This is a genomic window from Ruminococcus albus AD2013 (assembly GCF_000526775.1).
In the GTDB taxonomy this organism is placed as follows: domain Bacteria; phylum Bacillota; class Clostridia; order Oscillospirales; family Ruminococcaceae; genus Hominimerdicola; species Hominimerdicola alba_A.
Window position 1 is genome coordinate 3,478,368 of the sequence record NZ_JAGS01000001.1, and the last position, 14,584, is coordinate 3,492,951.

Below are 14,584 nucleotides of genomic sequence, written 5' to 3' on the forward strand. Positions count from 1 at the left end.
ATGGAAAAAAAGCTTGAAAACCCACAACCAGATATTCAGATACTAATGTTAGGAGCAAGACGAACAGGTAAAACTAGTCTGCTTGCTTCAATGTTAGACGAATTTAATACGGTAACTGCGGATACTAAAATTCATCTTTCAGCAAATGCAAATCCTGTTCTAATGAAGACAATAAGTACTATGAAAACTTATTTTCGCGGTGAACATATTGTATATGAGCCTTTCGACAAAATGTATGATAAAGGCACAGCTGGATTTTCCGATGCTTATGTTAAATTAGAACTTGTCAATAAAAAAAATAAAAAGCCAATAGTGATTCGGTTCGTCGATGTTGAAGGCGAAAAAATAGGGGCAGCAATGGCAGATCAAAGTTTTGATCAAAAACTATCTGATGAAATTGAACGTACTGATGTAATTATTATTGTGGTTGACTCTGTTTTGTTAATGGAGAATAAAGGTCAATTTCAAGGACAGAATGAGACAGAAAGAATCACGAGTTTCATTACAGATCATATTAGCCCTGAAAATCAAACCAATGCGAAGAAAATGATTTTGTTTGTTCCTGTAAAGTGTGAAAAGTATTATCGTCAGAGTGAAACGGCAGGAAATCAAGATGACTATCGAAAATATCAAATGAAAAGGTTATGTGATGGAATAAAGAGTGAATATTCTCAGTTGTTTGCATGGTTAAAAAAAGCTGATCATCAAACAAAGTTTACAACTATGATTATGCCTGTCCTTACTCTTGGTGGCCTTGAATTTGATTCTTTTCTTAATACGAGCTGCATTGTAATTAAGACTGGGGATATTCTATATCGTTATTGTCCACCTATGAAATATGAGCCAAGATTCTGCGATCGGCCTTTACTGTATTCGCTACTTTATGTGTATCACAAGTTACGATCTGGCTATTATGAAAAGGCATACAAAGGAACAAAGAAGAAACTAGGATTTCGTATTATGGAATGGTTCCAAGATAGATTGACTCTCGCAAAAGAAACGGATTATATCGATGAAATTGGAAAAATTGCAAAGTCTATTCAGGAGAATTCAAAGCAAGTTATTGGATTTGAAATAATACAGAATCCTGATAATCTTGAAATCATTGACAACAACTAATAACGAACAAAACAGTACTTTCGACAGTATCTTTTGTTTGATGTATTGCGTTGCTTTAGTATGATGAAGAGGTAGATATGCTATGGTACTATATTCGAAGTGTTCGTTCAGATCAGGAAATGGTTATCAAATGGGTATGTGTTCAATGGATTCTGATTGTGCTGCAACACTTCATCCATTATCGAATCAACCACTTCCTCAACCAATAGATTTTCTTTTTAACACTGATTTTTCCAATACTGTTATCCTTGCATCATCAGATGACAAGAATTGTTTGTTTTTAGCTGTTATGGGTATAGTAGATGCTGATAATGAGAAATACATTAATGTCGTGATTAGTGATCCACAAAACCCTGATAATATTATTAATTTATTTAGTCAATTTACGAATCATTATGGTAAGTCTTTAGTAACACTAACAGATTGCTTTGAGAGGACTCAATATGATGATTCATTATTGGGTACGTTAGATTATAGTATTAACGCAAACAATTTAAGAATTTTGCGAAGTTTTTCATGTCCGGATAAGAATGTACAAAGCAAATATTATATTCCTTTAAATACAATATTTGCGTTTATTACTGAACATAAATACTCTGATTATCAGCAGCGTATCAGTTTATTTTTTTCCATTCGTGATAAAAACAAATGCGTATTTAATCAAATTAATCCAAGCCGAGATGCAGTTGATTGCTGTGCAATTTACGATTTGTTGAGAACAAAGCCTCAGTCACATTTGATGAAAAGTGGTTTAAACACGGAGAGGAAGAAAACAGGAATCAACATTACTCTTGAGCGTGGTGCAGAGGATTTTTTTAGTCGTATTGATCCATTCCGGAAGAAATAATGATTTCCCTAGGTGGGGGGAGCTTATCATGATTACATACTATAAATGCTCATTTCGTTCGAGTTATGGCTATCGCACTGTAAAATATGATTTTAGTAATAATAAGAGTGTTGCTGTGAATGATGATGAGATACCGGAAGCTATATATTCTCTTTTAAATATCGAGCAAAAACATAATATGATACTTGCAACAGATGGAAATGGTATTCCGCTTTTAGGCGTGTTTGGCATGGAAGATGAAAATGATGAGAAGTATGTCAATGCTGTATTTTTTGATCCAAACAATGCTGAAACTATAATTAGTCTATACCATTCTTTTTCTAAGAATTATTATGGTAGTATTCAAGCCGTAATTCAAAGCGTGGAGCGCTTATCATGCGAGGATCAGCAATCTGGATTAGAATATAGGATTACTCCTGATTGTTTTTTTACTGGAATAGAGATAGACGTTTCGGAGAAAGAATCAATGCATATGAATACCATGCCGAGTAAACAACTAGTTGCTTTTGTCTCAGATGATTCTTTTGACGATTATAAACTACAAATTGAAAGGTGTTTTTCTGTTCAAAGCGTTTGCGCATTCAATCATATATCAGTAAAATCTGGTCAAATAGATGGCTATGAAATGGCTCTTTTATCATTATACAAAAGAAGTAAGAAAACTGTTTCTAGTGTGATGGTTATAGGACTTATAGTAGTTATCATTTGTGTGTTGATTACACTGTTAGTTGTTTACTATATTGACTGAATGCTTAGAAATTTAATCTAAATTCAAGTAATCATACTATTTGCAGTTTATTGATTTACTATCCGTAAGTGAATGCGAACAAAAAAGGACGATCAACATTGACAAGTTGATCGTCCTTAAATTTTCGACTATGTATTTTTAAATCGTAAATGATAAAAACAGCCGACATCATCACACTGATCTGCCGACTGTTCGAATTATTATGCAAATGCAGGTACAAAGCTCTTAAGGAGCTGTCCTTCAGTGTAGGAAGTCAGCTTGCCGTCTGACCATTCCACATACACCATATCGTGTTCATCGATATAAATGATCGTTGCTGTGCTGCCGACAGGCTTTTCGCTGTATAAACCTGTATCGTTCAGCTTTATCTTCGCACCTACTGTAATTGATTCCATTAGAATTTTACCTCCAGTTTTAACACTCGTACTATTATACTACTCTGGCGGTGGAGTGTCAAGGAGGATAAATGTAAATTTTGGAAATGTATTGGGCTTGTGAGCTATATCTGCATAAACGCAGGTTTCGGCTCCGGATAATCCACGGCCTTTTCCATGACCATGTTCGTCAATGCGAGCTTGGCTATCTTCTTCGGATCACCATCAGGGTGTATCCATTCCTTCAGATTATCCTTCGCAAGTATCAGTGGCATACGGTCGTGAATCGTGCTGACAGGCTCGACAGATTCCCGTGTGAGCACTGCAAACATCGGTACCTGCGCGCCCTGATGTTCTTCAAACCGGTACAACCCGGCAAGATAGGTGATCTCTGAGCCTTCCGGTTGAATAGCAAACTTTTCTTTTTTGAGGCGCCTTTCGTCTCTTACACCTTGAAACTCAGATTCTGATGGGAGTACGCCAAATTCATAGTACCACGATGCAGGAATGATACATCTGCGTCTTGCCCATGAATCATGCCATATTTCTTTTATGTCAGCTGTCTCGACACGGCAGTTGATGAGCGGGTGCTTAAAGGTTTCGTGTGTAAAACCCCAGATCATCGGGTATATGCTCATATTTCCGCTTTTGTTCGGTGCAATGACAGCTGCCATGTCCGTGGGGCGTATGTTGCCAGACATCTTTGTTGACTTTACCATCGCGTTCATTATTGAATAAGCAAGCGGAAGCCGCTGTGCCTTTTCGATGAAGAAAGACAGTGATTTTGATTCAGCATAGTACCAGGTACACATGAGGTTCACCTCTTTTTTAATATGATGGTCGATCTTTTTCAGTTGGTGCACAAAAATGTCCATGATCATATATTAGTGTTTGTGGGCCTGAGAATTGCATTCCGTCAGGAATAGGTTTCATTTCTCCTACTGACATGCTGCAATAAAGTAAATCTTGTTCAGTAATATCTAATGTTTCTTCTGCGTCATTACGATGACTCATTATATCATTTAAACTAATGGAAAACGGCTTCACTTTTGCCCATTTTAGGTTACGGAAATATAATCCTGAATATGTTGCATCACCGTATTCGTCGAATGACATTTTGTTATCGTTAGATGCTGAACATACAAATTTACTCCCGTCATCAAAGAAAAGGTAGTACACACTACGACTATGATAATGAGTATATCCGCATAGCTTATAAAAGCTGTTTGTATTAGACGTAGTTGGTATATTAAATTGCTCTTTTTCATGTTCAGATAACTGATACGAACCTAAAAAGTAGAAAAAGAAAAGATATGCTGTATTTCTCGCTTTTGTAACAGTTTCTAAATCGGTTATATTATCTTTGTGAAAATATCCGTTTCGCAGTTCTGTTATTGAGCCGAACATTTTAATGATTATTGGATAAGTGTTGCTTTGATCTATAAAATTATTAAGCAAATCTGTATTTCTGATTTCAATGTTATTTGTTCCAAATTTGTAATACCCAAAGAAGCTTGTAAGTGCTTGTAAGGTGATAGCATCTTTATCATTAGTGATGACACTATCTTCTAAGTCGACATACTTTTTCTTTAAAACAAAAATCGTTCGGTTTTGAGAATCTTTTTCCTTTGTATGTAATGATATAAATGCAAATAGCAACTGCTCAATAGCTTTAAAATATCCCATCGCTATTGAAGTATAATCTATTTTGCCAGAATAGCGAATAGAATCAAACAGCCATTCTGCTGTCAAGAAACTTATCGCGAAATCATTTTTACCTATAAGTGCTTTATAATACTTGCTGTTGATAAATTGATCCTTTATTAATTCAAATTGTTCATTGGTCAGTGCCGGATCAATGAATAATTCGTACTTGAAATTGCGTATCGTATAGTCTATAGTCTGTTTGAATCCAAATAATGCATTTGGAGATAAAGTACGAACTATTGAAACACTGAGATATTTATTAACCTTGTCAGTAAATTTTATTTCTTCAGCTTTAAGAACATCATAATCATCTTCGGTTAAATATAGCTTGAAAAAATCTTTTAATGATATTAATGGAGAATTATCAATGTTATTATAAATAGCTTTTTCAGCAGAGTCGCTAACTAGACAAACTATTTTCATAACTTTAATGGCACAACCTGTTTGCTGAAAATCATTTATAAAATCTGAGATTTGTGTATTTTGTAAAGCTGAAGGCAAACCAAAATTTTTAAAATAATAACCGGAAAAGTCACTGCCTGATATTGGTATAGCGATAAAGAATTCTTTTTCATTTTTTATCTGACAAGCGACACATTTATTCTTTAAAAGGGTGCAAATGATGTTATACAGTGCGTTATACGATATTCGCTCAGATTGTTCCATTAAAAATTGATAGCTCGTATATTCTTCTCCGCCAAATTTGAAAAAGGCTGAAGAGGTATATGTGTGTGCTTCTTTTTCAAAACATTCAACTGCAGATACATCACGCTGTCTTTTTATTTTATTAAATGCTTCATCAAAAGCTGTTTTGCAGATATCAGCGGTATTCATTTGTCATCCCTCCTGTCTAAGAAAACGAGCACACAATCCGAAAATCGTGTGCTCTGACGCAAGCTCAGGCGATGTTTGACTCAGCTTTCGCTTTTGCCAAAGCTATCTCCTTTTTGGCTGCGATATGCTGTATCGCAACCTCCTTGATTGCTGGAACACCAACCGTAATGGCGGTGCTAGTAAGCGCAATCAGAGCTAAGGTGACTTCTTTGTCCCATTTCATAGAGTTTCCTCCTATCGAGTAGAATTTGACAGTACTCATGGTACTATAATCACGGTCACCTTGCGCTAACTGCATTATATCACAAATGTCGTATCATGTCAACGTTCAGCGGATCATCATTGAAATCAAAATTAATGTCAAAATTTACGCAAAATTTGCGAGGTGAGCTGAACTCAGTGATTTAGCTCTTCATTATCACCAATTTTGCTAATAGCCAAAACTTATATAAAATCTATTGAAAAAATTGTTGAATTGTGATATAATATAGTTAATAATTCCAAAATGAAATTCTTAACAGAATTCACAACAACAACTATTACAACAGAGGTTGATCATATGGATACTCAGATTATCATAAGTAAGATGAATGCTTTCCTTCATGAAGCTTCAAAAACATTATATAACTGGCTCAATGACCTGCTGCCAAGAGTTACAGATAACTGGTGGGACGAGTGCGTTATTCCTAGTCTGAGCTTTACTCAGCGAGAAAAAGTCACAGAGAAAGGCTATACCAAGCTTTCTGATTTTGACCTTGCTGCATTATTAAGAATTGCGAATAAATCCTGGTATAACCTTCAAACCATTATCTATCTTCCTTCTTATGAGCGTGAAACTATACGTAAAATGATCAATGTGCGAAATAACTGGGCGCATTGCAGTACTGAGTTACCTGGGAAGGATGTAGTACTTCAGGATTTGAATACTATGCTTACCCTCATAGAGCAATTTGGCGGAAGTAAGGATACTTGTGAAGAGGTAAAGAGCTTCATTAAGTTTATAGAACAGCCTGATAGTATTAGTACAGAGCCTTTTCATGATAAATCAGGTGATAGTGCCGGATCAGCGGAGAGTACTTCTAATGAGTCAGCAGGTGCTATTAAAGAAAATAGCCTTGTGTATTTAGTTAGCGACCCTAAGGTCAACGGTATTGTACGATCAATGAAAGATCTGGGAGATATTATTCAGTATAGTGTTTTTGTAAATAATGAAACCAGACAGTACTATACAGGTCAGATTGCACTTGCTGAGAAGCCGGCAGGGTATAATTGGATCAGCCTTTCAGAAATGAGAAGTTACCTTACTGCATATCAGATAAATAATCCTTCATCTCAGAATCTTTATTCGCTTAATTCAGCACGTATTGATTTTGTTCCATATCAGTTCCGTCCTGCACTGAAAATGATACACTCTGATGAACCACGAATTCTGATAGCAGACAGCGTTGGTGTTGGTAAAACAATTGAAGCCGGACTGATAATCAAGGAGCTTGAAGCGAGATCAGATCTGGAGAGAGTGTTGGTTATCTGTCCAAAACCGTTGGTAGCTGAACGTAAATGGGAACTTGAAATGAAAAGGTTCGATGAAGAGTTTATTCCTATAGATGGAACAACTCTCAGACAAATTATTTCCGATACTGACCGTGACGGAGACTGGCCGGTAAGATTTAACAAAGCTATTATTCCTTATTCAATACTTGATTCAAAAGTATATAAAGGTGAGAGCGGCAAAAGGAATCGTATTTTCGGATTATCGGAGCTTGACCCTGAGCCGCACTTTGATCTTGTTATTGTTGATGAAGCACATCATATAAGAAATGGCAGTGATGATAAAGAAAAAGCATTTGCTTACAAGTGTACTAAATATTTTTGTGACCATTCGGATGCAGTTGTAATGCTCACAGCAACGCCTTTACAGACAAGTGATAATGATCTGTTTACGCTTCTTAACGTGCTTCGTCCTGATATTGTTGTGGATAAGGATACGTTTAATATGATGTCGCGCCCGAACGCTAATATTTCCCGTGCCGTTCATTCAGTTCGAGCAATGGAAGAAGGCTGGAATGAAAAGGCGACAACGGAACTGCTTGACCTTCAGAAAACACAATGGGGCGATAACGTTATTGCGGAGAATCCATTGTATAATGATATATTGAGACGTCTTGAAAGCTATGAAATAGACCGTGAAGAACGCGTAAAGCTTATTTCTGATATTGAGTCACTTCACAGCTTTGGAACTATGCTCAACAGAACCCGAAGACGTGATATTCAGGATTTTTGTGTCAGACGTCCCCATACGGTTTCGATTTCATTTACTGATTATCAGCAGACGCTTCATAATGAATTACTATATTTTGAACATACAGCACTTTCTACACTTCACAATGCAAATACAGTTCCTTTTATGATAAGTATGATTCGAAGACAGGCCGCAAGCTGTATTTTCGGACTTGCACCTTATATCAGAGATATTATCAGCAGACGAATGAAGCAGCTTGATTATGATTCTGATGTTACTAGCGAAGATCTTGATGACAAATCAATCAGTACGATTTCATCACTTGCCAGGAATATTCTGAGTATGTCAGAAAATCTTCCTGATGAAGATCCGAAATTTGAAGAGACATATAATATCATCTGTAAAAAGCAGGAACAGTCAAACAATAAAATAATGATTTTCAGTACATTCAGACATACGCTGTCATATTTAAAGGGAAAACTGTCTGAATGCGGATTCAGGGTTGAACAGATCGATGGCAGTGTTAAAGATGATGCTCGCTACGAACTGAAATCACGTTTTGAACTTCCTCGTGAAAATGAAGATGCGATAGATATTCTTTTGTTTACCGAAGTCGGTTCAGAGGGCCTTGACTATCAGTTCTGTGATATGATGATCAATTATGACCTGCCGTGGAATCCTATGAAGATTGAACAGCGAATAGGTCGAATTGACCGTCGTGGTCAGTTAAGCGATGTTGTAAACATCTATAACATTATTACTGAAGGGACTGTAGATGCAGACATTTATCACAGATGTCTTATGCGTATCGGTGTATTTGAGAGAAGCATAGGCGACTGTGAAGAGATCCTCGGACAGATCGCTTACGATATTGATTCACTTGTTTATGATACTGCTCTTACTGAAGAAGAGCGCAACAGAAAGCTTGAACAGATGGCGGATAATGAAGTGCGAAAAATGCAGGAGCTGAACCGCCTTGAAGATGAAGAAAAGGAACTCTTTGGTTTTGATCTAACAGAGCTTTCAACATCTCAGGAAATAAAAAAAGCAGAAAATCCGTGGATATCCGGATACTTCCTGCAAAAACTGATAGAAAACTATATTACTGCCCGGGTCGGTAAAGGACAGTATATTTTAGGTGAATCATCACTGAAAACACTACGCCTTTCTGCGTCAGCAAGGCAGACATTAAGAGATGATCTGAAGAAACTCTCAGGTGGTCGTAATGCACTCAGAAGAACATGGGAAAACTATTTAAGCGGAAAAAAACCTAACCATGGTATAACATTTGATCCGGAGACTGCTTCAAAAGAACGTGACAGCTTCTTCATAACTGCTATGCACCCGCTGGCAAAGCAAGCAGCGCAGTATTTTGGACGTAGTGAGGAACCGCATTTACATCTGACGTTAAGTACCTCCGAGATCCCGTCCGGTTCATACGTTTTTTCGATTTATGCCTGGCAGTATACAGGATATAATACATATACAAAACTGCTTACCGTTTGTGAGAATGAAAAGATTGCTGCAGAATTACCATATCTATTAGAAGACGCTTCTGATTCTGAAAGTAATCCGGATGGTCAGTTTGACTGGACTGACATAGAGAAACTTCATGTTAAGATGTGGCTTGAAGCCAGTACAAAACATAAAAGAGATATTAAATCAACGGAATCGTTTAAACTTGAAAGTATAGCTAATACATTCCGAAACAGGATCCGTTCATTGGAACAGCAGATACAGGACGCATATGACGAGAATATTAAGCGTATGCGTCAAAGTGAGTTGGAGACTGTTCGGGAAAAATATTCTCGAAAGAATACAGAAATAAAAGCAACTGCTGAGAAGGCGGATGTATTGCCTTCTTTATTGGTTAATGGTGTTATTACGATTGTGGGGGATTAATAATGACAACGCTTCAGCAATTACAAAGCGATTATGGAATGATAGACTGCCGTGACCTAGGTTCACGAAAACTTGAACAACTGCGTGATGGGTTAAAGAAAGTCGTTTCAGCAGAGATAGCATCAGCTGAGAACGGTAAAGAATACATTGAATTGCTGAAGAAATTCAGAGAAGCTGTTGCGGAAAACGATAAGCTTCACGGTGATAACTATCCTCAGCTTCTCAACTCTCTTTTATCTGTTGGTGAAGATGGTCTTTATTCCAATAGTCTGCGTTTTATATTTGAACTGATACAGAATGTAGATGACTGTGATTATAATGACAGTGTTGATTGCAAGCTTGATATGAGGTTCGATTTTGAAAAAGACGAGATCATATTAACATATAACGAGGTTGGCTTTTCACCATTTAACGTGTTTGCCATTACGGGTATTGCAGAGGCAGCTAAGAATGTATCATCTGAAAAGAATCAGATCGGAGAAAAGGGTATTGGCTTTAAATCTGTATTCGGTGTTGCAAACAGAGTACGAATCAGAAGCGGTTGGTTCTCATTTGAACTGTTTAAAGAGAATTTTACGATACCGGTTCCGATTTATAATTCCTATGAATATTGTAACGGAACACAGATGACATTATATGTTCCTGGCAGAGCAAAACAGATTTATAAGGAAATAAAGGGTCAGTACTGTAAGAGAGATGCACTTTTCTCTCGTAATCCGTTGCTTTTTCTGAATAAGCTCACATCGCTGAAATTCTATTATGATGTGTTCAGAAGCATGGAGTTCCATGTATCACGTACAGAAAGTGATAACTCTGAACAGTTTAAGGTCGAAAAAGGTATTGAAATATCTGTTGATCTTCGGGATTACGATCAGGGTTCGGAAGTAAATGTAAAAGAAGAGATACACTGTACACGATACACGTCCTATATCAGGTTTTCTAAAGAAGCTTGCCGTGCCCGTTATGGTGACAAAACAAAAGTCGGACAGGAAAACGGAAAGGCTATGATTTTATGTGCGGTTATACCGGATGCCGATTTTATTTCGGAAGTCGGTAATGGTGCATTATATTCGTTTCTTCCAACTCAGCTTAAACTGACTGTGCCTATCGTATGCCATGTACCTTTTAAGCTCGATGCTTCCAGAGAGTTTGTTGATCCGCAGGAGAATAATCTATGGTTTCAGGAAGCAAGCAGATATTTGTCTGATCTTATGGATAAGGTTTTTCTTGATTATTCTCATACTGTTAAAGAAAACATTGTCAGGTATTTACCGGATAAAGGAAAAAGTCTGTTTGCTGTAAATAATGGTAAAGAGGAGTGCCTTACTGAACAAAAAAGTTTTAATGGTGCTCATTATCTTGAACTGCCAATTTTCTTTACAGTTGATAATGATTTCAAAAAAGCAGATGAGATTTTCTGCTTTAACAAAGATGAAGATATCAAAGAACCTGAAAAGGTATATCATCTTATGGGGTATCAGCGCTCATTATTTATCTCTCCTGTTTCGGTAAATAAGTTTGGAATAAGAATAGAGCGAAATGTCAGAGATGAATTATTCAAACGAGCATTCCAATTTGCAGATAAAACTTCTGATATTCTTGATTATCTCGATTCAGTAAACTATGAATATCCTGAACAGTTGATCAGGAAACTTGACCCTATTAAGATATCACAGGCACAGCTGCTAATCATCGTAAAACATCGGAAATTATCAAAGGTATTACGAATAATAATCTGTGAGGAAATTAAGAATAATAAACGATTCGGATTAGAAATAAATGATGCTGATGTGCATGATATCTCGGAATTTCTTGATGATGAATTTGAGATGAGTGATATTCCGAAGGTTGTCAGAAAATATATGGAGTATTGCCATCAAAAGTGTGTATGCATTGATGAACCTGATGATATTTATCTTCCTTGCTACAATGCAATCTTGATTTCTTCAATAAATCCATTACCATCATTTTTATCATTCTGTCGGGATATAGATCCGAATGATCCTTTTACAACGCGCATAACCTGGCGTGAAAAAACAAATGAACTAAATAAATATGTAGAAGATTCCACAATATCTGAGGAAGAATACATGCGAGTTCTTCGACAGATAAGAATATCTATTCGTGATTCTCTTGGAAAAGAAGGTTATAAAAGTTATCTTGAGATCATTTTGAAATCCGGAACTGATAGAGGACGATTTATTCAGGAGCTTCTTCAGAATGCTGATGACTGTTATTATGGAAACGAGGTTGTACCAACTTTTTCATTATCGCTGGAGGATAAGACTATTATCACTGAGTACAACGAAACTGGTTTTACAAGAGCCAATATCCGTTCTATTACTGCGATTGGTGAATCAACAAAAAATAAGCTGTTGTCACATCACAACCAATCAATCGGAGAAAAAGGTGTTGGTTTCAAAACAATATTTGCTATTGCATCAAAGGTTACTATTCATAGCGGTAATTATCATTTTTCTTTGAGTGATAAAGAGCCTACGATTCCAAGAGTATCGAACGATGCCGAAGAAGCGGTGGCAGGAACAAGAATGGAAATTGAGCTGAAAGGCAATGAAATAACACCAACTTACAAAGAAAAAGAACTATTAGAACTATGCCTAAGCTTACGTAATTTGAAAAAATTAACAATAGGAAAAATAGTAGTAACAATAAACGATACCGAAGATAAGAGAACGATCACAATAGGAAATCGTGAATATTCATTCAAACGTTTTTATCATGCCTTTACTATAACTGATGAAGGAGCATTGGAAGAACGGAAAAACGGCAGTCGTGATATATCGGAAGAACAGCAAATCGTATGCTATGTACCAGAATTTTCGCCTGAGAAAAACTATGATTTTCCATTATATTGTGGTCTTCCGACAAAGCATAAGATAAGAGTTCCAATTGCTATCGATGCTCCGTTTTCTCTTACGACGTCACGAGAAGAGATTGAAACAGAGGGCTCAAAATGGAATGATATTATTCGCAATGAATTATATGTTGCTTTAATAAATGTGATTGACTTCCTAAAAACAGAGGAAAGGTCAAAGGTTTTCAGATTTCTTAGATTCGTACCAAGATTTCAGGGAACAGTTCGTGTTTATTCTAATGAAACATTTGATAACAAGTATTTAAATGGATATGATTTAGTATCACAGCTTCGCACTAAAGAGATACTTCCAACATACAACAGTGAGATATTTGCAATACCAATTAAACATAAAGCGTATCGTTTTCCGGAGCCAGCTGTTTATATCTTTAACAAACTGATGAATTCAAATTATGAAGGAATTGATACTTCCTCTGTTATTGATGTAAGCTCAGGCGATTATGATTCGGTTTTAAATGCCTTTGCGTGTGAAACTGCTGATTGTTCTATTGTTCTTCCTATTATCTACAGATATTCGGAACAGTTCATCAAAGATGAAAGTTTTAGAAACGCTTTGTATGAATATCTTGGTGAAGTTCCGGATGAGTATACTGGAAAAATAAAAACTCTGAAAATAATTCCAGTTTATAGTTCGGAAAACGATTCTACAATGTATATATCCTGGAGAGATGACAGCATTTTTGTAAAACCTAATTCGACAAGATCCGGAGATAATTATTATGTTTTAAACGAAAAAGTACTTACCAAATCAATTTGCGAACATATCTATAAAGCTAACATAAATGAAATGGACATTAAATGGGAGCGTAACAGATATAACAACCAGTTAGAGGAAATGCTGGGCAACCAAACTGATATTTCATCAATTTATAACTTCTTAATAAAGGAATATCGTTCAGGAAAGCTTTTGAAAAATGATTCGTTTAAGATATTATCAGCTTACAGGATCCCGCTCAAGAATCAATGCGGTGAAATTACTCGTGAAAATCTGTTTGTTTGTGATAAGTCAGGATACTTTAATACTGATATGGTCAAGAGTATAACAGTTCATGATGAATGCAGGGGATTGGCCAAGGATATTGAAACCAAGTCGTTAAGCGATATTCATTATGAAGATTTCTACTATGATGATGAATTAACAGCAGATGAGGTTGAGGAACTTCTTGATGAGCCGAATCATTACTTTGTTTATTATGAGGAACTCTTACGTGGTTTTTATCGTGATGGATTATTATCTGATGAACTGTTACAAGAATATGGGCTAGACTATCTTTCTATAGGTAGTACTAATGAGTACGATTATGATTCTGATTATGAGTTTCCATCGGAAGCTGTTGGGAATATGAAGCATATGACGGATCATATTCGGAAACTATGGAATGATCCTATAAAGATAATTTCTGTTAAAGTGGAAAGGACAGTAAGAAAGGGTCAGAATAAAAACGGCAGTACCTTCGATCTTAATATTAATGATTCTCGTGAAGGAGCATTGAAGATTTATTCTCCGGAAGAGAGACATGATCTTTGCTTTTGTCAGATGTGCCTTAAAGTAAAGCCAAAGCCGCTTATTGAAGTAAATAACATTGAATTATTACCTGATTACTATTTTCCACAACTAAGAATTGCACTTTGTTTGGAATGTAGTAAGAGATTTGAAGCACTTAGGCAGAATAATTCGATAAGGAATGCATTTATTCAAAGCATTATAGATTGTGATGTATATAACGAAGGCAATGTTGAAATTCCTATTGGCAGTGAGGGTGTCATTACCTTTACGGCGAAACATCTTGCAGAAATTCAGGAAATACTGAAACAGAAGCCTAACATTAAAGGGTAATAGCAAAGAAGCGTGACTATTACGTAACATTTCTTTACAAGTATAAATGGTAATGTGCATACTATCTGTATGCTTGTTTTG

The 14,584-nt window shown here is 36.2% G+C and carries 9 protein-coding genes; 5 read left to right on the top strand and 4 right to left on the bottom strand.

Annotated elements, in window-relative coordinates; translation table 11 throughout:
• The 3 genes from N773_RS0115775 to N773_RS0115785 all read left to right on the top strand — a co-directional run bounded on the left by N773_RS0115775 (window position 1) and on the right by N773_RS0115785 (window position 2,714).
• On the top strand, window positions 1-1,119 hold the full coding sequence (locus N773_RS0115775; protein WP_024858694.1) for a hypothetical protein: 1,119 nt from the start codon (window positions 1-3) through the stop codon (window positions 1,117-1,119).
• A gap of 82 nt (window positions 1,120-1,201) precedes the next feature.
• Window positions 1,202-1,966, top strand: coding sequence for a hypothetical protein (locus tag N773_RS0115780; RefSeq protein WP_043537882.1), 765 nt, complete (start codon window positions 1,202-1,204; stop codon window positions 1,964-1,966).
• A 28-nt stretch (window positions 1,967-1,994) separates the two neighbouring features.
• The gene (locus N773_RS0115785; RefSeq protein ID WP_024858696.1) at window positions 1,995-2,714 is read left to right on the top strand and encodes a hypothetical protein; all 720 of its coding nucleotides are present in this window, start codon (window positions 1,995-1,997) and stop codon (window positions 2,712-2,714) included.
• Between the two features lie 200 nt (window positions 2,715-2,914).
• Here N773_RS0115785 and N773_RS0115790 read toward each other — a convergent pair whose 3' ends face one another.
• The 4 genes from N773_RS0115790 to N773_RS22300 form a co-directional block, all read right to left on the bottom strand.
• Window positions 2,915-3,109, bottom strand: coding sequence for a hypothetical protein (locus tag N773_RS0115790; RefSeq protein ID WP_024858697.1), 195 nt, complete (start codon window positions 3,107-3,109; stop codon window positions 2,915-2,917).
• Between the two features lie 104 nt (window positions 3,110-3,213).
• On the bottom strand, window positions 3,214-3,963 hold the full coding sequence (locus tag N773_RS0115795) for an SOS response-associated peptidase (protein ID WP_242840403.1): 750 nt from the start codon (window positions 3,961-3,963) through the stop codon (window positions 3,214-3,216).
• Window positions 3,917-5,629 (bottom strand): hypothetical protein, encoded by a 1,713-nt coding sequence (locus N773_RS0115800; RefSeq protein WP_024858699.1) that lies wholly within the window; start codon window positions 5,627-5,629, stop codon window positions 3,917-3,919. The genes N773_RS0115795 and N773_RS0115800 overlap by 47 nt, the downstream gene beginning before the upstream one ends.
• Before the next feature lie 64 nt (window positions 5,630-5,693).
• Window positions 5,694-5,852, bottom strand: a complete 159-nt coding sequence (locus N773_RS22300; protein ID WP_155250909.1) for a hypothetical protein — start codon at window positions 5,850-5,852, stop codon at window positions 5,694-5,696.
• A gap of 336 nt (window positions 5,853-6,188) precedes the next feature.
• Between N773_RS22300 and N773_RS0115810 the strand changes: the two genes are divergently transcribed.
• Window positions 6,189-9,770 carry a helicase-related protein gene (locus N773_RS0115810; protein WP_024858700.1) on the top strand — a complete coding sequence of 1,194 codons (3,582 nt, stop codon included), beginning with the start codon at window positions 6,189-6,191 and terminating at the stop codon, window positions 9,768-9,770.
• A gap of 2 nt (window positions 9,771-9,772) precedes the next feature.
• Window positions 9,773-14,503, top strand: a complete 4,731-nt coding sequence (locus N773_RS0115815) for a sacsin N-terminal ATP-binding-like domain-containing protein (RefSeq protein ID WP_024858701.1) — start codon at window positions 9,773-9,775, stop codon at window positions 14,501-14,503.
• Window positions 14,504-14,584 lie beyond the last annotated feature (81 nt).